Genomic DNA, 21,312 nt, shown 5'->3' on the forward strand with positions numbered 1-21,312 from the left:
CAATAAATCTTTTGGTTCCATAATAAGTGTGCTTTTAATATGAGACTAACGTAAAGTTATTTCCAATTTTTTTCTTGAGCTAGAAAAGGGCTCCGAAAAAATCAGAATAACTTTACTTACACACTTTATGGGATACTGCTAATAATATCAATACTTATTTAGCCCTTCCACATTACGTGTAAGGGTTTTTTTTGTACCAAAATGTAAGGCAAAAAAAAGCAGGCTTTTAAAGCCTGCTTTCTATTTTTTATATAATTGTGTTTTACAACTTTTTCTTTACTTCGGTTTCTTCGAACGCTTCTACCATATCACCAACTTTAATGTCGTTGTATTTGTCGATATTCAAACCACATTCGTATCCTTTAGCAACTTCTTTCACATCATCTTTGAAACGTTTCAGTGATCCAAGAGTTCCTGTGTGTACAACAATACCATCGCGAATCAAGCGGATTTTAGAGTTACGGTTGATTTTACCCTCGCGAACAAGACAACCTGCAATGTTACCCACTTTAGTGATGCTGAATACTTCAACAACCTCAACAGTTGCAACAATTTCTTCCTTAATCTCAGGCGAAAGCATTCCTTCCATTGCTGATTTTAATTCATCAATAGCATCGTATATGATCGAGTACAAACGGATATCGATTTCTTCCTTCTCAGCAAGCTTTCTAGCTCCAAGTGAAGGACGAACCTGGAATCCTACAATAATCGCATTTGATGCTGTAGCAAGCAATACATCCGATTCTGAGATCTGTCCAACGGCTTTGTGAATCACATTTACCTGAATTTCTTCTGTTGAAAGCTTAATTAATGAATCAGAAAGAGCTTCAATAGATCCATCTACATCACCTTTAACAATCACATTCAATTCCTGGAAGTTACCAATTGCAATACGACGGCCAATCTCATCAAGAGTAATGTGTTTCTGAGTACGAAGACCTTGTTCACGTTGTAACTGCTCACGTTTGTTAGCAATTCCACGTGCTTCTTTTTCGCTCTCCATTACATTGAAGTTATCACCTGCCTGAGGAGCTCCGTTTAATCCAAGAATCAAAGCTGGTTCCGAAGGACCTACTTTCTGAATTCTATTTCCACGTTCGTTATACATTGCTTTTACGTGACCAGTATAACTACCAGCAAGCAATATATCGCCTACTTTAAGAGTTCCGGCTTGTACAAGTAATGTAGTAACGTAACCTCTACCTTTATCTAAAGATGATTCAATTACTGAACCAATTGCTCGTTTATTTGGATTTGCTTTAAGTTCAAGTAATTCAGCTTCTAAAAGAACTTTTTCTAGCAACTCTTCTATGTTAACACCATTTTTCGCTGAAATTTCCTGGCACTGGTATTTACCACCCCAGTCTTCAACCAAATAGTTCATGTTTGCCAATTCACTTTTAATTCTTTCAGGATCTGCACCTGGCTTATCAATTTTATTAATTGCAAATACAATAGGAACCCCTGCTGCACTTGCGTGATTGATTGCCTCAATGGTCTGTGGCATTACGTTATCATCAGCTGCAACAATAATAATTGCGATATCGGTTACCTGAGCACCACGAGCACGCATAGCTGTAAATGCCTCGTGACCCGGAGTATCTAGGAATGAAACTCTTCTTCCATCATCCAGCTTCACGTTGTAAGCACCAATATGCTGAGTAATTCCTCCAGCTTCACCAGCAATTACATTCGAGTGACGAACATAATCAAGAAGAGATGTTTTACCGTGGTCAACATGTCCCATAACGGTTACAATAGGAGCACGATCCAACAAGTCAGCTTCTTCATCTACTTCTTCTTCAATAGATTCTTGTAGTTCAACACTAACAAACTCTGCCTTAAAGCCAAATTCATCTGCAACAATAGCAATGGTTTCTGCATCCAATCGTTGATTGATCGATACGAATAAACCCAATCCCATACAAGTTGCTATAATATTAGTAACAGGTACAGCCATCATTGTAGCCAGTTCATTAACCGTAACAAATTCGGTCAGCTTCAATACATTTTTGTCAGCCTCAATTTGTTCTGCAATTTTCTCTCTTTTTGCACTTTCACTATCTCGCTTATCACGACGGTGTCTTGCTCCTTTTGATTTTCCTCCTTTTGAAGTTAATCTTGCAAGAGTATCCTTAATTTGTTTTTGTACATCTTCCTCGCTAACCTCTTTTTTAACGATTTTCTTTTTCTTCAGCTTATTAAATTTGGCAGCTCCTGCACCTGTACCTCTAGGTCTTTCTGGAGATCCCATTTTTGGACGTCCTTGTCCTGGGTTAGCTAAATTTACTTTTTCAGTATCCTTTCTAATTCTCTTACGCTTTTTACGCTGATTAGCCGACACTTTATCTTTATTTCCTGAGCTTGATTTTTTCTCGACAGGAAGTTCGATTTTTCCAACTACGGTAGGACCTGTTAATTTTTGAGTTGAAGATTTAAAAATTTCTTCTTTTGAAGCTGAACTTTCAGAAACATGAGGTTTTGAAGTTGTTGACTTCTGTTTTTCTCTTCGTTCTACTTCTTTTTCAGCTTTGGTTTTTTTGGTTGGACGCGTTTTTTGATTTAATGCCGATAAATCAATTTTTCCAACCACTTTCAGCTCATCTTTCTTTTCCTCTTTAGGTTTAGGAGATTTAGCTTTTTCCTCTTTTTTTGGGCTTTCCATTTTAACAGTTTGGCCATCATGAGCCTCTTTTGCTGAAGGCTTAGATGTTTTTTCAGTATGTTCTACTTTTTCAGGTGTAACTATTTTTTCTTTTGGCGACACCTTACTCACATCTGCCTTAGGCGCATCTTTTTTAGCTGCTTCCTTTTTAGGTGTCTTTGACTGAACCTTTTCAATAGCTTTTTCGACCTTCTCTTTACTTTTTTCTGCAGCAGGTTTCTGTTTGCTTTCTTGTTGTTTTTTTGCTTTAGGCTTTAAAGCGTCTAAATCAATTTTTCCAACAATTTTAACAGGTTCTTTTGCAGCAACTATCTTTTCTGTTTTTTCAACAGGTTTTTCTGTACTACTTTTCTCTGGTTCTGAATCACTCGAAATGTTTTCAATAGAAACCGTTTCTTTTCGTTCTCGGGTATTTTTTAGATTTACCTTTTCAGATTCCTTTTTTAGATTCAAGTCAGAGCTATACTCTTTGGCAAGAATGTTATAGGCCTCTTCTGAAACTTTGGTATTCGGATTGGAGTCAATCGGAATTCCTTTTTTGTTCAAAAAATCAACAATAGTTGATGTACCAACATTAAATTCTCTTGCTAATTTACTAAGTCTTATGTTTTTATCGACTTTCACCATATTTAAAAGTTAACTGTTAAAATGTCCCGTTTCTAAAATTTATATCATGATTCTGAAGAATTTAGTTATTCGAATTCGGCTCTAAAAATATTCAAAATCTCATTAATGGTCTCTGTTTCAAGATCAGTTCTTTTTTCCAACTCCTCAGGAGATAAGTCAAGAACGCTTCTTGCTGTGTCACAACCAATTTTTTTCAACTCATCAATTATCCATGCGTCAATTTCATCTGTAAATTCAGACAAGTTTACATCCTCCTCAGCTTCGGTTTCGTCTTTTTCTCGGTATACATCAATTTCGTATCCCGACAACTGACTTGCCAGCTTGATATTTAATCCACCTTTACCAATGGCCAAAGAAACCTCTTCAGGATTTAAATAAACATCAGCACGCTTGGTATCTTCGTGTAGTTTCACCGAAGAAACTTTAGCAGGATTAAGTGCTCTTGTAATGAATAATTGAGTGTTAGAAGTATAGTTGATTACATCTATGTTTTCGTTACGTAATTCACGAACAATACCATGTATTCTCGATCCTTTCATACCTACACATGCTCCAACTGGATCAATTCTTTCGTCGTAGGATTCTACGGCTACTTTTGCCCTTTCACCAGGAATTCGAACAATTTTTTTAATGGTTATTAAACCATCAAATATTTCCGGTACTTCCAATTCAAATAATCGCTCAAGAAAAACAGGTGATGTTCTTGATACAACAATTAATGGGCTATTATTTTTTACCTCAACACGAACTACAACTGCTCTAACTGTTTCTCCTTTTCGGAAATAGTCAGAAGGGATTTGCTCGGTTTTTGGCAAGATCAATTCATTTTCTTCATCATCTAGAATTAGAATTTCTTTTTTCCAGATTTGATAAACCTCACCAGTCACAATTTCTCCTACACGGTCTTTGTAAAGGTTAAAGATGTTATCTTTTTCTAGTTCCAAGATTCGTGCCGAAAGATTCTGACGTAAGGTGAGAATCGAACGTCGGCCAAAATCCATGAATTTTACTTCATCGGTAACTTCTTCACCAACTTCGTAATCGGCTTCTATTTTTTTTGCTTCAGAAAGTGAGATCTGCAGATTTTCATCTTCTACCTGTCCATCTTCTACAACGGCTCTATTTCTCCAGATTTCTAGGTCTCCTTTGTCTGGATTAATAATGATATCGAAGTTTTCATCGGTACCATAGTTTTTTAGTAAAAGATTTCTGAAAACATCTTCCAACACACTCATCATAGTTGCGCGGTCGATGCTTTTTAATTCCTTAAATTCTGAAAAAGTGTCAATAAGGTTCATGTTATTCAGCTATTTACTTGTTAAAAAGTAATAATGTCTTTTGTTGATTTAATTTGATCGTAGGTGAAAGTGTATTTTTTCACAACAAGTTGCTTTTTCTTTTTTCCTTCTACTTTCTCTTTTTCCTCAACTTCAAGTTCTATTTCATTTTCACCAACGGTGATTAGTTTCCCTGTAAATTTCGATCCTTCAATAGTCAATACCTCCACCTCTTTGTTGATGTATTTGTGGTACTGCTTGCGAACCTGAAAAGCTTGCCCAATTCCCGCCGAAGCTACTTGTAATTCAAAGTCTTCAACGTCACGATCAAATTGTTCTTCGATGGCTTTGCTAAGTTCTATGCAGGTAATAATTGGCACTCCTTGAAAGCTATCAACTACAACAGAAATTGCGTTTCCTGATGAAACACTAACATCAACCAAAAACAGGTCGCTGTCTGCAATTTCATTCTCTACAATCTCAATTATATTTTTTTTATCAATCATATATCGGTTAATATCAATAAAATAGGGGACTTTTTGTCCCCTAAAGTTCACGATTTGCTTACTTTTCGATGCAAAATTAGAGATAAATGTTCTAAAAAACAAATGACATGCCTCTAATTTATTGGATTCTAATTGCTAATGAAAAATTACATCCTTGAATATGTGTTTTTTGGGAGGAAATTTGAACTTCGCTATTGTTCAATTGAATGATTTTAACCCATTTGAATAAAATCTCTTCAAGAAAGATATTTTTAATTAGTAGACCAATTTCTTTGATTGGGGTGTTGAATATGTCTAATATAGGCTTTTTTACGTAGTTTTTATACATTTGTTTGATTACAAACGTTATGATTGGGTATGAATGTAAAAAATAGCAGTAAAAAAAGAATTGTTAATGATCCGGTGCACGGTTTTATTCATATTCCAACTGGAATAGCTAGCAATTTGGTGGAGCATCCGTTTTTTCAGCGTTTACGACGAATTAAGCAGTTGGGACTTTCTTTTCTTGTATTTCCAGGCGCTTTCCATAATCGTTTTCAGCATGCTTTGGGAGCTACACATTTAATGAGTTTGGCTATTGAAGTCATCCGATCGAAAGGTCAGGATATTACCATTGAAGAAGAGCAAGCAGTATGTATTGCAATACTTTTGCACGATATTGGACATGGTCCTTTTTCTCATGCATTGGAATATAGTATTGTAGATGGAATTACTCACGAGGGAATTTCTGAATTGTTCATGAAGCGTCTGAATCAACAATTTAATGGGAAATTAGGTGCAGCGATAAAAATATTTCAAAATAAATATTCTAAACACTTTCTGAACCAATTGGTGTCTAGTCAGCTCGATATGGATCGATTGGATTATTTGAGGAGAGATAGTTTTTTTGCTGGGGTTACCGAAGGTGTTGTTGGGTCGGCACGTATCATTAAAATGTTGGATGTTCGGGATGATAAGTTGGTGGTAGAAGCCAAAGGAATCTATTCTATCGAAAAATTTCTGATTGCGCGACGATTGATGTACTGGCAGGTGTATTTGCACAAAACAGTGATTGCTGCTGAAGAAATGTTGGTGTATATTCTGAAAAGGGCAAAATATCTTGCCGAAAGAGGTGAGCACTTGTTTGCGACTCCTTCTTTAAGCTATTTTTTGTATCATAAAGTGGGGCGTGAAGAATTTGAAAATTCCGATGCTGTTTTGAATGGATGCAGTGCATTGGAAGTTTTTGCCGATTTAGATGATGACGATATCATGGTGAGTATTAAAGTGTGGGCAAACCATTCCGATAAGGTGTTGGCCTATTTGTGTAGGTGTATCCGAGATCGTAAATTGTTTAAAATAGAGATCCAGAAAACTGCCTTTACTAAAGAATATATTGATCAAGTAAAAACAAGAGTGAAGAAGCATTTTTGTTGTTCCGATCATGCTCTTGAATTTATTGTGATCTCGAATTCAATTAGTAATAATGCATATAGCTCTGATGACGACCAAATAACAATTCTAGGTAAGGATGATACTCAGTGTGATATTGGGGAAGCTTCGGATATGCTCGACGCTTCGGTACTATCAAAAACGGTAAAAAAATATTATTTGTGCTACCCAAAAATTTAAGACTCATACGTTTTGATTTTTTTCTTTTAACATCTGTTTTTTGTTTCTGTTTTATTATGGATAAAGCAGGCAATAGGAGAAAAAATTTCATGTACATGAAATAATTACTAGATTTGCAGAAATTTTTTTCTTATAAATTAGTTTTGTTGAATGATTTGTATCTGCTGTTTCTTTAAATAAATAATGGTGGCAAAAATCATTTTTACGATCTGATAAAAAATAGAACGAATGGAATTTACAGCAGAAGATATTGCAGAGTTTCTGAACGGAACAGTTGATGGAGACCCTAAGGCTAAAGTGACCAATGTTTCCAAAATTGAAGAAGGGAAGCCAGGAACTCTTTCCTTTTTAGCAAATCCAAAATACGAGCACTATATATACTCTACTCAGTCATCTATTGTGTTGGTAAATAATGACTTTAAGTCTGAAAAAGAAATTAGCACAACACTTATTCGTGTGGAGGATGCTTATCAGGCGTTGGCCAAGTTGCTAGAAATGTATGAGCAGAGTAAACCACAAAAAACAGGTATCGAAGAGCCTTCATTTGTGAGTAAGTCAGCAAAATTAGGTGAAAAAATCTACATTGGAGCTTTTGCTTACATTGGTAGCAATGTAAATATCGGAAATAATGTAAAAATATACCCACACACTTTTATTGGTGATAATGTAACAATTGGTGACAACTGTATTTTAAACTCTGGAGTGAAAGTTTACGAAGGATGTAAAATTGGTGCTGATTGTATTTTTCACTCAGGAGTTGTAATTGGTGGAGACGGATTTGGTTTTGCTCCATCGTCGGCAAACGATTATAAAAAAGTACCTCAGGTAGGTAATGTAGTGATTGAAGATTATGTAGAGATTGGTTCAAACACTTGCGTTGATCGTGCTACTATGGGATCGACTATTATCCGTAAAGGAGTTAAGTTGGATAATCTTATTCAAGTGGCACACAATGTAGAAATAGATGAAAATACCGTAATTGCTTCGCAAACCGGTATTGCTGGGAGTGCTAAAATTGGAAAAAATTGTATGATTGGCGGTCAGGTTGGAATCGTTGGTCACCTATCCATTGCCAATGAAGTGAAAATTGCTGCTCAGTCGGGTATTGGACGTGCCATTAAGAAGGAAGGAACTGTATTGCAGGGATCTCCCGCTTTTGATTTTGGTCCTTATCAGAAATCATATGTTTTGTTTAAAAATTTGCCTAAACTAAGAGAGCAAATTATCGAACTCGAAAAACAAGTTAAAAGTTTAACAGAAAACTAAGCGAAAATATCTTCATTTAGTTAAGCTGAAATTTAAAAATATTGATGTCAAGTTATGGCAGATAAGCAAAGAACATTAGCAAAAGAATTTATTCTTACAGGAAAAGGACTTCATACCGGAATAGAAGTTTCTATTAAGTTTGTGCCTGCAGCCGAAAATCATGGCTATCAGTTTAAACGGGTTGACTTAGAAGGTCAACCTATAATTGAGGCAGACGCTAAATATGTAGGTGATACCTCTCGAGGAACCGTATTGGAAAAAGGAACGTGTAAAGTTCAAACCGTAGAACATGTTCTGTCGGCACTGTATGGAATGGGGATTGATAACTGCTTGATTGAAATGAATTCTCCGGAGCCTCCAATTTTGGATGGAAGTGCTAAATTCTATGTGCAGGGCATTGAAGAAGTGGGTGTTGTAGAGCAGAATGCAATTCGTGAGTACTTTGTTCCAAAGGAAAAAATCACTTTTAAAGATGAAACCAGGGGGTCAGAAATTACAATTCTTCCCGACGATGAATACAGTATAGATAGCATGATTTCTTTCGATTCGAAAGTATTGAGAAATCAGTATGCTCAATTGGCTTCATTAAAAGATTATAAAGAAGAAATATCCATGTGTCGTACATTTGTGTTTGTGCGTGAGCTAGAGTTTCTATTGAATAACAATTTGGTAAAAGGAGGAGATTTAGATAATGCCATTGTTATTATGGATCAGATGATGGAACAAAAGGAGTTGGATCGTATTGCTGATTTGTTCGACCATCAACATGTGGAAGTAAAGGAAGGAATTTTAAGTAATTTGGAACTTTTCTTTGATAATGAATGTGCCAGACATAAATTGCTTGATCTAGTTGGTGATTTAGCTCTTTGTGGCAAGTTTATCAAAGGAAAAGTGATAGCAACCTGTCCGGGTCATGGGCCTAACACCGAAATGGCTAAATTATTAATCAAACAAATTAAGAAAGAAATGGGAAAAGATTCAGTTCCGGCTTATGATCCAAACAAAGAGCCTGTTTTAGACATTAATGGTATTATGGGATTATTGCCTCACCGACCTCCATTTTTGTTGGTTGACAAAATCATCGAAATAAAGGATGATAGTATTGTGGGGGTAAAAAATGTATCCATGAATGAACCTTATTTTGTAGGTCATTTTCCTGAAGAACCGGTAATGCCTGGTGTTCTAATGGTTGAGGCAATGGCTCAGTGTGGTGGTATTTTGGTACTTAATCAGGTAGAGGATCCTGAAAACTATTCGACTTACTTCCTAACTCAGAATAACATTAAGTTTAGACGTAAGGTGGTACCTGGAGATACTTTGATTTTTAAATTGTCATTTTTATCTCCTATTCGTAGAGGAGTTGCTAACATGCGCGGTTTGGCTTTTGTTGGTGATACTATTGTTGCCGAAGGTGAGTTTATGGCTCAAATCGCAAAGAAAAAATAATTAATTTATAACAACGTCCATATCAAATATCTTTTAAAATTAGGATTTTGGATGTGAAGAAATATAAAAAAGATGAAGCAACCGTTAGCATATGTACATCCAGAGGCAAAAATCGCTGATAATGTAGTGATTGAGCCGTTTGTTACGATTGACAAAGATGTTGTGATTGAAGAGGGAACTCGTATTGGTTCAAATGCGACCATTATGGAAGGAACTCGTATTGGTAAAAATTGTGTGGTATTTCCTGGAGCTGTAATAGGAGCAATTCCACAGGATTTAAAATTCCGTGGTGAGAAAACTACAGTGGAAATTGGAGATAATACAACGATTCGTGAGTGCGTAACTATTAATCGTGGTACTGCAGCAAAAGGAAAAACAATTGTTGGAAGCAACTGTTTGCTAATGGCATACTCGCACATTGCTCACGATTGTGTTTTAGGGAATAACATTATTGTAGGTAATGCATCTCAAATTGCAGGTGAAGTTATTATTGATGATTATGCAATTCTTAGTGGTCTGGTTGCTGTGCACCAATTCGTTCACATCGGATCTCATGTTATGGTTTCAGGTGGATCTTTAGTTCGTAAGGATATTCCTCCATTTGTAAAAGCGGGTCGTGAGCCAGTTTCTTATATTGGTGTGAATTCAATCGGACTTCGCCGTCGTGAATTTGGAAACGAAAAAATTCGTGAAATTCAGGATGTGTACCGTTACTTGTACCAAAAAGGAATGAATAATTTTACCGCTTTAGAAGCTATCGAAGCAGAAATGCCAGCTTCTCCTGAGCGTGATGATATTATTTTGTTCGTGAAGAACTCAAAACGTGGTATTATGAGAGGATATTTTCCTGAAAAATCCTAAGTTTTTAGAACATAAAAAAAGGTGAGATTCTCACCTTTTTTTGTTTTGATATGGGAGGTGTAAGCCTATTCTTACAGTTTGAATATTTATTTCTCCTCAATTGGATTCCAACCCTGAGCTTGCAATTCAATTTCCACAGCATCGCGAGTTACCAAATATTTTCCCTTCGAGATATTGGTGATGTGACCAATCACTTTCACATCCTCCATTTTTTCAATGTCATCGAATTTGTCTAAGGGAACCGTGAATAGCAATTCGTAATCTTCGCCACCGTTTAGCGAGAAGGTGCTGTAATTCATGTTCAGCTCTTCGGCCATTTTGTGTGTTTCGTAGTCTACGGGAATTTTCTCCTCGTAAATCTGACAGCCAACTTTCGATTCCTCGCAGATGTGCATGATATCTGATGACAAACCGTCGGATACATCAATCATAGAGGTAGGAACAATCTTAGCTTCCTGCAAACGCTCGTAGATATCTTTGCGAGCCTCAGGTTTTAGCTGGCGTTCTAAAATGTAATCGTGACCAGATAAATCAGGTTGCATGTTTGGGTTGTTGTCGAATACTCGTTTCTCGCGCTCTAGCAATTGTAATCCGGCAAAAGCCGCCCCTAAATTTCCGCTTACGCAGATTAAATCGTTCTCCTTGGCACCACTTCGGTAGGTGAGTTGATCAGCTTCCCCTTCGCCAATGGCCGTTACCGAAATGCATAATCCTGTTAAGGAAGAAGTAGTATCGCCACCCACTAAATCGACATTGTAATTTTCGCAAGCCAAATTAATTCCTGCGTAAATTTCATCAAGAGCTTCAATGGTAAATCGTTTTGAAATGGCGATAGAAACGGTTACCTGTTTAGGACAAGCATTCATGGCATAAACATCCGAAACATTCACAGCAATCGCTTTGTAGCCTAAGTGTTTCAGTGGAGTGTACATCAAATCGAAATGAATCCCCTCCAGTAGCAGATCAGTAGTCACCACTGTTTTTTTATTCTGATAATCCAAAACTGCTGCATCGTCACCAACACCTACATTCGAACTTGCGTGTTTTAGTTTTATATTTTTAGTAAGGTGTTTAATCAATCCAAATTCGCCCAATGTGGCAATATCGGTTCCTTTTGCCTTGTTTTCCTGCATAGTATCCTTAAAATTAATAATGTTGGAATTTGCCTGCAAAGGTAGGGAAAAAATAGAAAGAGAAATATTCAGCTTGAATTGCTTTTTTTGCGATATACTTTTCTTCTTTTGGGATGAATAATTTAAAGAGAAAATTCGATGCTTATAAGGAATTGTCTTGGTCGAATTTGAAAGGTATTTTCTACCGATACAATACTGCTGCTGTAATAGCTGGTCATTGTATCAGCGTTAAATAGGATATTGCATTTTAGTTCAATGTCTATTTTTGTATTTTTGGGTTTCCAGTCATAGTTTAGTTTTGTACAAAAGAGTCGAGGAGGAAAATGCAGCCTAATACAGTGCCAAAATCTAAAAAGCCTGAATATATTCTAGCAGATTTAAATTCATTTGACCAATAAAAGGACTTCTAGGTATTTTTATATGCATTCCGTTTAAAGATTTCTAAATACTTTACTATATTTGCATGAACTTTCATTGGGCATGCAGTTGCAGCTTAGCTGAATGGCTAAAGTTTTTCTACAAAAATGAAGCTATAAACTTTTTCCCGGGAATTAAAATATTGAATTCTTTTAAGAAAAACTTTATGATTTAGTCTGATTCATAAAGCTTTCTACCTGATACATAAATTGACATGGCAAAAGAAGAACAAGATAAAATTTTAGATGAGGTAACACAAAGTGACTATAAGTATGGCTTTGTGACCGATGTTGAAAACGATGACATAGGCAAAGGGTTGACAGAGGATACAATTCGCTTGATATCTGCCAAGAAAAATGAGCCTGAATTCATGCTTGAATTCCGACTGAATGCTTATCGTCATTGGCTGACAATGACGATGCCAGAATGGGCGTATTTGAAAATTCCTGAAATCAATTATCAGGATATTATTTACTATTCCGTTCCCAAGCAAAAAGCAAAGTTGGAGAGTATGGATGATGTAGATCCGGAAATCAGGGCTACTTTTGATAAATTGGGCATTCCTCTTGATGAACAAAAACTACTTTCAAATGTAGCTGTTGATGTTGTAATGGATTCTTCATCGGTGAAAACAACCTTTAAGGAAGCCTTGGCTGAAAAAGGAATCATTTTTTGCTCTATTAGTGATGCCATTAAGGATCATCCAGATTTGATTCAGGAATATATGGGAACAGTTGTTCCTTCGCAAGATAACTTTTTTGCAGCTCTAAATTCAGCAGTATTTTCTGATGGTTCTTTTGTATACATCCCGAAAGGAGTTCGTTGTCCAATGGAGTTGTCTACCTATTTCCGAATCAATGCAGAAAATACAGGTCAGTTCGAACGTACTTTAATTGTATGCGAAGATGATTCATATGTAAGTTATTTGGAAGGCTGCACGGCACCTATGCGAGATGAAAATCAGTTGCACGCGGCAATTGTAGAAATTGTTGTGAAAAACAATGCGGAAGTAAAATATTCAACCGTTCAAAATTGGTATCCAGGCGATAAGAACGGAAAAGGTGGTATTTACAACTTTGTAACCAAACGTGGTATTTGTCAGGGGGTAAACTCTAAGCTGATGTGGGCTCAGGTAGAGACAGGATCTGCAGTAACCTGGAAATATCCATCTACCATATTAAAAGGAGATGGTTCGTCTAGTGAATTTTATTCGGTAGCTCTTACCAACAACTATCAGCAAGCCGATACCGGCACCAAGATGATTCACATTGGAAACAATACTAGAAGTACCATTATCTCAAAAGGAATATCGGCAGGAAAAAGTAACAACTCTTACCGAGGATTGGTAAAAGTAACTAAGAATTGTGAGGGCGCTCGTAATTTCTCTCAATGTGATTCTTTACTCTTAGGTGACAAATGTGGCGCTCACACTTTTCCTTATCTCGAAATTGGAAATAAATCTGCTAAGGTAGAACACGAAGCAACTACTTCTAAAATTGGGGAGGATCAAATTTTTTATTGCAATCAGCGAGGAATCTCAACCGAGGATGCCATTGGTTTAATCGTTAATGGATACGCCAAAGAGGTAATCAATAAAATGCCTATGGAATTTGCTGTAGAGGCACAAAAATTACTAGCCATTAGTTTGGAAGGTTCGGTAGGTTAATAGATATATAATAAGTAGAACTCAACGCATAAGTGCGACAAAATAGAAGTGAAATGTTAAGTATTAAAAATTTACACGTTTCCATTGATGGAAAAGAAATCTTAAAAGGAATTAATTTAGAGATTAAGCCGGGCGAAGTTCATGCTATAATGGGACCAAATGGTGCTGGTAAAAGTACCTTAGCTTCTGTTTTGGCAGGAAGAGATTTATACGAAGTTACCGAAGGTGAAATTATTTTCCAAGGAAAAGATCTACTCGATTTGACGCCTGAAGATCGCGCTAAAGAAGGAATCTTTTTGGGTTTCCAGTATCCAATCGAAATTCCTGGAGTTTCCACAGTGAACTTCATGAAAACTGCGGTAAATGAACATCGTAAGCACAAAGGTTTAGAACCATTGAAGGCATCTGATTTTTTAAAGCTGATGCGCGATAAGAAAAACTTGGTGGAGATCGACTCAAAATTGACAAACCGTTCGGTAAATGAAGGTTTCTCGGGTGGAGAGAAGAAAAAAAATGAGATTTTTCAAATGGCCATGTTAGAACCTAAATTGGCTGTTTTAGATGAAACCGATTCAGGATTGGATATTGATGCACTTCGAGTAGTAGCCAATGGAGTAAATAAATTGAAAACACCCGAAAACTCAACAATCGTAATCACTCATTACCAACGATTATTAGACTATATCGTTCCTGATGTGGTTCATGTTTTGTTTGATGGTCGTATTGTAAAAACTGCAGGAAAAGAGCTTGCTCTGGAACTGGAGGAAAAAGGATATGACTGGATTAAAGAAGAAAATGGAAAATAGTTGAGTGGAGGTATAGAGAATTGAATTGATCTCATTTCTCAAATCTTATCCCGATTACTATTGGGACTAATATCTAAAATAAAATGGCCGACATAAATACAATTAATAAGGATTTCGCTGATTTATTCGAGCAAGGCAAAGAATTGCTTTCGAAAGATTCTTCTGACCTTATGAACGAAAATCGTGAAAAAGCTTTTGCTCAGTTCGAGAAATTAGGCGTGCCTACTCGTGCCAACGAGAACTACAAATACACCAATCTAATACCAGCTTTCGATCATCCATACAATGTGAACCTTCGCTATATGGAAGTGGATGTTGATCTGAATGAGATTTTTCAGTGCGATGTGCCCGAGTTGGATACCAATATGGTATTGCTTACCAACGGATGGTACTATGGCAATAATAAAGAGCTTGGCGAATTACCCAAAGGTGTGATTGTTTGTGGTGTGCAAGAAGCAGCGATTAAACATCCGGAAATTTTTAATGCTCATTACGGAAAATATGCCAAACCAAGCGATGACGGAATAGTTGCTTTAAATACAGCTCTTGCAAAAGATGGTTTGTTTATATATGTGCCCAAAGGAGTGGTGATTGAACGACCTATTCAGGTAGTGAATCTTTTGCGTTCCGATCGAGATTTACTGGCAACCCAGCGTAACTTGATTGTGATTGAAGAAAATGCACAGGCAAAAATTATTGTTTGCGATCACACCTTAACACATCATAAATACCTTAGTAATTCGGTTACCGAAGTAAATGTGGCTGCCAATGCAGTTTTTGATCTGTATACTTTGCAAAATCAGCATTTAAATTCGACAATCCTTAATTCTACTTTTATTCGTCAGGATAAAAACTCAAACGTACTCACCAATACTATTTCTCTTTACGGAGGAACCATTCGTAATAACCATTACGTTTTATTGGATGGCGAGCACTGCGAAAACCATACATTTGGAATGTATTTGATGGATAATAATCAACACGTTGATAATTTTACCTCTATTGATCATGCTAAGCCCAACTGTTTAAGCAACGAGCATTTTAAAGGAGTATTGGATGGGAAAGCAACGGGTGCTTTTGCGGGTAGAATCTTTGTTCGTCGCGATGCACAAAAAACCGAAGCTTATCAGGCAAATAACAACTTGCTATTGAGCGACGATGCTTTAATTAACACCAAACCTCAATTGGTGATCGATGCCGATGATGTGAAGTGTAGTCATGGAGCTACTGTAGGACAAATGGATGAGGATGCATTGTTTTACTTGCGAGCAAGAGGAATTGATGAAAAAGAAGCTCGCCAGATGTTGATGTTTGCATTTGCTCATGAAATTATTGAAAAAATTAGAGTAGAGCCGCTTAAGGATCGTATTGATGCTTTGGTGGATACACGATTACGAGGTGAAATTTCGAAATGCAATACTTGCGCTATTGCATGTAGTAACTAGCTGTTTTTAGACTGAGTACTATAGTGCTTGATACTTTTTAAGAATGACAATAGATATCAATAAAATACGTAAAGATTTTCCCATTTTAGAGGAGAAGATTCACGGAAAAGCTCTTGTTTACCTCGATAACGCGGCAACCACTCAAAAACCCCGTCAGGTAATTGATAAGTTGACTGAGTATTATTACAAATACAATTCTAATATTCATCGCGGAGTTCATTATTTGAGCAATAAGTCGACCGATGGAAACGAGAATGCAAGAGCAATTGTGCAGAACTTCATTCATGCGAAACATTCGCACGAAGTAATCTTTACCAGCGGAACAACCGACTCGGTGAATTTGGTGGCCAATTCTTTTGGCGATCGATACATTGGCCAAGGCGATGAGGTGATAGTTTCTGAAATGGAACATCACTCCAATATCGTGCCCTGGCAATTGCTTTGTGAACGAAAAAAAGCAAAATTAAAAGTATTGCCTTTTGATGATAGCGGTGAATTGATGATTGAAAAATTGGATGGTTTAATTACTGATTCCACAAAAATCATTGCCATTAATCATATCTCCAATTCTTTGGGAACCATTAATCCTATTGGTGAAATTATTAAAATCGCTCACGCTAGGAATGTTCGGGTTTTAGTGGATGCTGCTCAGTCTATTCAGCACAAAAAAATTGATGTTCAGGAATTAGATGTTGATTTTTTGGTGTTCTCAGGTCATAAAATATACGGTCCTACAGGAATTGGCGTTTTGTATGGCAAGGAAGAATTGCTCAATGCAATGCCACCATGGAAAGGCGGAGGAGAAATGATTCAGGAGGTTACTTTCGAGAAAACCACCTACAACGAATTGCCATTTAAATTCGAAGCAGGAACCCCGAATTATATCGACGCTATTGGTCTGGGTGCTGCCATTGAATATGTGCAAAGCATCGGTCTCCACGAAATTGATGCATACGAACAAGAGCTTGTTGAGTATGCCACTCAAAAACTTCTGACCATCAAAGGTTTGAAAATATACGGAACAGCAAAAGAGAAAACCTCGGTAATCTCATTCTTAGTGGACGGCATCCATTTTTACGATATGGGAATGCTACTCGATCAATTGGGTATTGCAGTGCGAACAGGAACACATTGCACAGAACCAGTCATGCAGCATTTTAAAATTGACGGAACCGTTAGAGCTTCATTTTCATTCTACAATACAAAGGAAGAAATTGATGTGTTTTACAATGGCATTTTGAAAGTTTGTGCAATGTTCGCCCATTAGTTCGAAAGAATGCGGATTTTGTGAAAATAAAATTTTTGTAACTTGCCGCCGAGAAATTTTAATAATAAAATGTAGAGATTTTTAGCCATAAAGTTAATGTCTCATATTTCATAAGTGATATGACAATAAACGAAATTCAGGAAGAAATAATTGAAGAATTTTCAGGATTCGACGATTGGATGGACAAATACGCTTATCTAATCGAGTTAGGAACAGATCTTACAGGTTTAGATGCAAAATACCAAACAGAGTCGAACTTAATAAAAGGTTGTCAGTCGAAAGTTTGGTTCAATGCTTCTTTTGAAAACGGACGGATAGAATTGGAAGCCGATAGCGATGCCATCATAGTAAAAGGAATCGCCGCTCTGTTAATTCGAGTTTTTAATCACCAAGCTCCTGAGGATATCATGAATGCCGATCTGAAATTTATCGATGAAATTGGATTAAAACAACATTTATCTCCTACTCGCTCCAATGGATTGGTTTCCATGGTAAAACAAATAAAAATGTATGGGATAGCTTTCAGTCATGTAAGCAAATAAGCAGGATAAAATGGGAAAAAAACAAACAGAAGCAATCATCGTTGAGGTTTTAAAAACCATATACGATCCAGAAATCCCCGTTAATATTTACGATCTGGGATTGATATACGAAATCGATTTGTACGAAGAGGATGAGGTGAAAATTCTCATGACTCTTACTGCACCAAACTGTCCAATGGCCGATCAAATCCTCGAAGAGGTGAATGAAAAAACAAAATCATTACCACAAATCGAAGATGTAACCGTTGTGTTAACATTCGATCCACCTTGGGATAAAGACATGATGACAGAAGAGGCTAAACTTGAGTTGGGTTTTCTATAAAGTATACAAAGGACTGTTTTTTCAGTCCTTTTTTTTATTGGGGCGTTTCCCTCATTCCTCGGGTCGGGCTTTACGTTTTTACTCCTCGCTCATTCTTCGCTGTGAGGTAATCACTGCAATCCCTAACGCAAATAGGCAATATTGTGCAGGCACATTGCAATGCGTCTCTATTTTAAAATTATTATCTTCATTTCGTGAACTTAACTTTAACCGCCAAATCAAATCTTATCAAAACCAAAGCTCTTGAGCTTGGTTTAGATCTTTGCGGTATTGCCAAAGCCGATTTTCTTAAAGATGAGAAGGAGAATTTCCTGTCCTGGCTCAATAAAGAGTATCATGGCGAAATGGCCTACATGGCAAATAACATCGAAAAACGGTTGGATCCTCGTTTGTTGGTCGAAAACACAAAGTCCATTGTTGTAGTCGGACTCAATTACTATCCCAAAGAGCAACAAAGTGATCCCGAAGCACCTGTAATTGCAAAATATGCCTACGGAAAAGATTATCACTTCGTGCTAAAGGATCGACTCAATCAACTTCTGGAATACATCAACAACGAAATAGGAGATGTTTCGGGTCGTGCTTTTGTCGATTCGGCTCCAATCTTGGAGCATGCTTGGGCTAAAAAAGCGGGTTTGGGCTGGATTGGGAAAAATTCCTTGCTCCTCAATCGTAAAATTGGATCATTTCTCTTTCTGGGTGAATTACTAATCGATATGGAATTGGAATACGAGGAGGAAAAAGCCCAGGACTTTTGCGGGGGATGCAGTAAATGTATTCGATCTTGTCCTACCGGTGCAATCACTGAGCCTTACGTAGTAAATGGCAGTAAGTGTATTTCCTATTTTACCATTGAGCTAAAAGGTGAAATTCCTGATGAAATGAAAGGTAAATTTCAAAATCGTGTTTTCGGATGCGATATCTGTCAGGATGTATGTCCTTGGAATCGCATGGCAAAGCCACATTTAGTTCCAGAATTGGACCCCAATCCGAACCTGCTTTTTTTGTCGAAAGAAGAATGGCAACTTCTCAATGCCCATCAATTTGGAGAAATATTTAAAAAATCAGCGGTAAAGCGAACAAAATTTAAAGGTCTCAAACGAAATCTCAATTTTCTCCATTCTCAAAAGTGAAATTCTAAGATCGATTAGCAATAAAAAATTAGATGTAAATAAATGAACATTTAACTTTCTGTTAGCATGTAAGTAATTTGGGATTTTTCTACATTTATGCATAAGAATTCTTCTAAATGTAATTAGCAATGAATCATCAAATTTCTCAAGTCCGTTCTTTCGATAATACGCGTCTTTTCGTTCAAACATGGTTCCCAGAAAAGGATTGTAAGGCCTCCATCTGTTTGGTGCATGGAATTGGAGAGCATTCTTCTCGCTACCACGAATGGGCCGAACAATTCGCAGAACAAGGATTTGCGATTGTCTCTTACGATCAGCGTGGACATGGATTATCCGAAGGTAAAAGAGGAGTTATCTCTTCATACGACGATTTTATGCAAGATATTGATGTGATGCTAGACTATACAAATAATTTGTTTCCTAATGCAACATCCTTTTTGTATGGTCACAGTATGGGTGGAGGTGAGGTTTTACATCATCTTACGAACCGAAAGACAAATTATTTGGGAGTTATTTCTACGTCTCCATGGATTATTAGTCAGGAAGCTCCTCCTAAATTCTTACTCCCTATTATTCGAGCATTTAATAAAGTAATTCCATCCTTTAGTATTACTACTAGCTTTAACGCAAAATTATTGTCTCACGATAAACAGGTTTGGAAAAAATACGAAGAGGACGAATTGATTCATCATAGAATTTCTTTTCGTTTATTTATAGATGCTTACGATGCTGGTTGTGCACTCCTTAAAAATACAAAATCATTGCAAAAACCATTACTACTATTACATGGAAATGCGGATGAAATAACCGATTGTCATGCAAGTAAGTTATTTGCCGATTCTGTTGGAAATAATTGTACTCATATACAATACGATAAAGCTTACCACGAATTGCATCATGAATTCTGTAAGCAGCAGGTTTTTCAGGACATCCTCAGTTGGATCAATGCTCAATTAGAACAAAATCATTAAAAATTATAGAACATGGTAAATTTCAGAACCGAGCTTAAAATTCCGTTGTCAAAGGATAAGTTTAGCTACAATTCGAAAGCCATCATGCTTGGCTCTTGTTTTGCCGATAATATTGGAGAACGATTAACTAGTTACAAATTCGACGTCACTCCAAATCCCTTCGGAGTGCTATACAATCCTATGAGTGTTGGTAATAGTCTCAAAATATTGATCGACAAAAAGGAATTTACCGAAGCCGATTTGAATTTTGCAAATGATAAATGGTTTAGCTTTTCGCATCACAGTCGATTCTCAAATATAGATGAGAAAGAGTGTTTACAGACAATCAATACCGAAATTCAAAAATCATCATTAGACTTGGCCAATGCGGATGTTTTATACATTACATTCGGTACTGCCTGGGTTTTTGAATGGATCGAAACAGGAGATATTGTTTCCAATTGCCATAAGTTACCATCTAAGGATTTTCTTCGATACCGTTTGGATGTAGAAGAAATTGTAAAGTTCTATAAAGGTTTAATTGTTTCTTTATCTGTTTTTAATCCAAATTTGAAAATTGTTTTTACAGTAAGTCCGATAAGACACTTTAAGGATGGGGCACATGGCAATCAGCTCAGCAAGGCGACTTTGCTTCTTGCTATAGAACAACTAGTAGAGCTGTTTGAGCAAGTTTCTTACTTTCCAGCTTATGAAATTGTAATGGATGAGTTGCGTGACTATCGATTCTATAGTGAAGATATGTTGCATTTGAATTCTACTGCAGTAAATTACATCTGGGATCGCTTTCAGGATACTTATATGGAAAAGCAAACATTTGATGTGATGAAAAAGGTAGAAAAAATTGTTTCTGCTTCCAAACATAGACCTTTTAATCCCGAAACAATCACACATCAGAATTTTATAGCTAACACTCTACGAGAGATTGAGCAGCTTCAGAATCAATATCCGAATATTGTTTTAGATCAGGAAAAATCACTTTTATTGAAAAATCTTCATCATTAGTATGGACTTTCTCATTAGAATTTTGTAATTTGTTTTTCCCTTTCGGATAGAAAATAGCTTCTGATTATCAGGCAGCTATTTCTTTTTGGAAAAATACTTTTAAAAAAGATTAGGAAGTGGCAAAAAAAATCTGTTATCTTTGCACCCGCTTTACAACGGTAAGGTGTTTTAGATTTGAAGGAGAATAGGATTAGAAATAAGTTCTTCAGAGATTGAAAAAAACTTTTTTAAATTTTTATTGGATTGCATTAGGATATGTGAAAATATTTCGATTATCTTTGCAGCCGCTTACAGAGTTAACGAACGCTGGGGCCACTAGGAAACATGGGGTTTTGGGCGAAATTAGCGC

General features: G+C 36.6%; 17 protein-coding genes. 13 read left to right on the forward strand and 4 right to left on the reverse strand.

Going from position 1 to position 21,312, the window contains the following annotated elements:
• Positions 1-262: 262 nt before the first annotated feature.
• From infB to rimP, 3 genes are all read right to left on the reverse strand, one after another.
• Positions 263-3,292: a translation initiation factor IF-2 gene (infB, locus tag ABYT26_RS14855; RefSeq protein WP_372755281.1), complete on the reverse strand. Its 3,030-nt coding sequence runs from the start codon at positions 3,290-3,292 to the stop codon at positions 263-265.
• A gap of 65 nt (positions 3,293-3,357) precedes the next feature.
• A complete protein-coding gene (gene nusA / locus ABYT26_RS14860) occupies positions 3,358-4,599 on the reverse strand; it encodes a transcription termination factor NusA (protein ID WP_372755313.1) in 1,242 nt (413 codons plus the stop codon).
• 11 nt (positions 4,600-4,610) lie between these two features.
• Positions 4,611-5,075 carry a ribosome assembly cofactor RimP gene (gene rimP, locus ABYT26_RS14865; protein WP_372755283.1) on the reverse strand — a complete coding sequence of 155 codons (465 nt, stop codon included), beginning with the start codon at positions 5,073-5,075 and terminating at the stop codon, positions 4,611-4,613.
• Positions 5,076-5,432: 357 nt separating this feature from the next.
• On the opposite strand from rimP, the gene ABYT26_RS14870 reads away from it, so the two are divergent.
• The 4 genes from ABYT26_RS14870 (at position 5,433) to lpxA (ending at position 10,259) form a co-directional block, all read left to right on the forward strand.
• Positions 5,433-6,686: an HD domain-containing protein gene (locus tag ABYT26_RS14870; protein ID WP_372755285.1), complete on the forward strand. Its 1,254-nt coding sequence runs from the start codon at positions 5,433-5,435 to the stop codon at positions 6,684-6,686.
• 228 nt (positions 6,687-6,914) lie between these two features.
• Complete coding sequence (lpxD, locus tag ABYT26_RS14875) at positions 6,915-7,952, forward strand: UDP-3-O-(3-hydroxymyristoyl)glucosamine N-acyltransferase (RefSeq protein ID WP_372755287.1); 1,038 nt, start codon at positions 6,915-6,917, stop codon at positions 7,950-7,952.
• Between the two features lie 54 nt (positions 7,953-8,006).
• Positions 8,007-9,398, forward strand: a complete 1,392-nt coding sequence (locus tag ABYT26_RS14880; RefSeq protein ID WP_372755289.1) for a bifunctional UDP-3-O-[3-hydroxymyristoyl] N-acetylglucosamine deacetylase/3-hydroxyacyl-ACP dehydratase — start codon at positions 8,007-8,009, stop codon at positions 9,396-9,398.
• A 72-nt stretch (positions 9,399-9,470) separates the two neighbouring features.
• Positions 9,471-10,259 carry an acyl-ACP--UDP-N-acetylglucosamine O-acyltransferase gene (lpxA, locus tag ABYT26_RS14885; RefSeq protein WP_372755291.1) on the forward strand — a complete coding sequence of 263 codons (789 nt, stop codon included), beginning with the start codon at positions 9,471-9,473 and terminating at the stop codon, positions 10,257-10,259.
• Positions 10,260-10,345: 86 nt separating this feature from the next.
• On the opposite strand, the gene thiL is transcribed toward lpxA, so the two are convergent.
• A complete protein-coding gene (gene thiL, locus ABYT26_RS14890; protein ID WP_372755293.1) occupies positions 10,346-11,392 on the reverse strand; it encodes a thiamine-phosphate kinase in 1,047 nt (348 codons plus the stop codon).
• Between the two features lie 631 nt (positions 11,393-12,023).
• On the opposite strand from thiL, the gene sufB reads away from it, so the two are divergent.
• The 9 genes from sufB (at position 12,024) to ABYT26_RS14935 (ending at position 20,963) form a co-directional block, all read left to right on the forward strand.
• Positions 12,024-13,475, forward strand: coding sequence for a Fe-S cluster assembly protein SufB (gene sufB, locus ABYT26_RS14895; RefSeq protein WP_372755295.1), 1,452 nt, complete (start codon positions 12,024-12,026; stop codon positions 13,473-13,475).
• Between the two features lie 53 nt (positions 13,476-13,528).
• A complete protein-coding gene (sufC, locus tag ABYT26_RS14900; protein ID WP_372755297.1) occupies positions 13,529-14,281 on the forward strand; it encodes a Fe-S cluster assembly ATPase SufC in 753 nt (250 codons plus the stop codon).
• Positions 14,282-14,364: 83 nt separating this feature from the next.
• Positions 14,365-15,726, forward strand: a complete 1,362-nt coding sequence (gene sufD, locus ABYT26_RS14905; RefSeq protein WP_372755299.1) for a Fe-S cluster assembly protein SufD — start codon at positions 14,365-14,367, stop codon at positions 15,724-15,726.
• 43 nt (positions 15,727-15,769) lie between these two features.
• Positions 15,770-16,993 (forward strand): SufS family cysteine desulfurase, encoded by a 1,224-nt coding sequence (locus ABYT26_RS14910; protein WP_372755301.1) that lies wholly within the window; start codon positions 15,770-15,772, stop codon positions 16,991-16,993.
• Between the two features lie 119 nt (positions 16,994-17,112).
• A complete protein-coding gene (locus ABYT26_RS14915; RefSeq protein ID WP_372755303.1) occupies positions 17,113-17,535 on the forward strand; it encodes a SufE family protein in 423 nt (140 codons plus the stop codon).
• Between the two features lie 10 nt (positions 17,536-17,545).
• Complete coding sequence (locus ABYT26_RS14920) at positions 17,546-17,857, forward strand: metal-sulfur cluster assembly factor (protein ID WP_372755305.1); 312 nt, start codon at positions 17,546-17,548, stop codon at positions 17,855-17,857.
• 194 nt (positions 17,858-18,051) lie between these two features.
• Positions 18,052-18,990, forward strand: coding sequence for a tRNA epoxyqueuosine(34) reductase QueG (gene queG / locus ABYT26_RS14925; protein ID WP_372755307.1), 939 nt, complete (start codon positions 18,052-18,054; stop codon positions 18,988-18,990).
• 128 nt (positions 18,991-19,118) lie between these two features.
• Complete coding sequence (locus ABYT26_RS14930; protein WP_372755309.1) at positions 19,119-19,961, forward strand: lysophospholipase; 843 nt, start codon at positions 19,119-19,121, stop codon at positions 19,959-19,961.
• Positions 19,962-19,973: 12 nt separating this feature from the next.
• Positions 19,974-20,963, forward strand: coding sequence for a GSCFA domain-containing protein (locus ABYT26_RS14935; protein WP_372755311.1), 990 nt, complete (start codon positions 19,974-19,976; stop codon positions 20,961-20,963).
• The last annotated feature ends 349 nt before the right edge of the window (positions 20,964-21,312 follow it).

The organism is Labilibaculum sp. (assembly GCF_041595635.1).
GTDB lineage: Bacteria > Bacteroidota > Bacteroidia > Bacteroidales > Marinifilaceae > Labilibaculum.

Bases quoted from the DNA above. Each gene is read 5' to 3' on its own strand.
- infB (WP_372755281.1), bottom strand. From the start codon at position 3,292: ATGGTGAAAGTCGATAAAAACATAAGACTTAGTAAATTAGCAAGAGAA.
- rimP (WP_372755283.1), bottom strand. From the start codon at position 5,075: ATGATTGATAAAAAAAATATAATTGAGATTGTAGAGAATGAAATTGCA.
- ABYT26_RS14870 (WP_372755285.1), top strand. From the start codon at position 5,433: ATGAATGTAAAAAATAGCAGTAAAAAAAGAATTGTTAATGATCCGGTG.
- lpxD (WP_372755287.1), top strand. From the start codon at position 6,915: ATGGAATTTACAGCAGAAGATATTGCAGAGTTTCTGAACGGAACAGTT.
- ABYT26_RS14880 (WP_372755289.1), top strand. From the start codon at position 8,007: ATGGCAGATAAGCAAAGAACATTAGCAAAAGAATTTATTCTTACAGGA.
- lpxA (WP_372755291.1), top strand. From the start codon at position 9,471: ATGAAGCAACCGTTAGCATATGTACATCCAGAGGCAAAAATCGCTGAT.
- thiL (WP_372755293.1), bottom strand. From the start codon at position 11,392: ATGCAGGAAAACAAGGCAAAAGGAACCGATATTGCCACATTGGGCGAA.
- sufB (WP_372755295.1), top strand. From the start codon at position 12,024: ATGGCAAAAGAAGAACAAGATAAAATTTTAGATGAGGTAACACAAAGT.
- sufC (WP_372755297.1), top strand. From the start codon at position 13,529: ATGTTAAGTATTAAAAATTTACACGTTTCCATTGATGGAAAAGAAATC.
- sufD (WP_372755299.1), top strand. From the start codon at position 14,365: ATGGCCGACATAAATACAATTAATAAGGATTTCGCTGATTTATTCGAG.
- ABYT26_RS14910 (WP_372755301.1), top strand. From the start codon at position 15,770: ATGACAATAGATATCAATAAAATACGTAAAGATTTTCCCATTTTAGAG.
- ABYT26_RS14915 (WP_372755303.1), top strand. From the start codon at position 17,113: ATGACAATAAACGAAATTCAGGAAGAAATAATTGAAGAATTTTCAGGA.
- ABYT26_RS14920 (WP_372755305.1), top strand. From the start codon at position 17,546: ATGGGAAAAAAACAAACAGAAGCAATCATCGTTGAGGTTTTAAAAACC.
- ABYT26_RS14930 (WP_372755309.1), top strand. From the start codon at position 19,119: ATGAATCATCAAATTTCTCAAGTCCGTTCTTTCGATAATACGCGTCTT.
- ABYT26_RS14935 (WP_372755311.1), top strand. From the start codon at position 19,974: ATGGTAAATTTCAGAACCGAGCTTAAAATTCCGTTGTCAAAGGATAAG.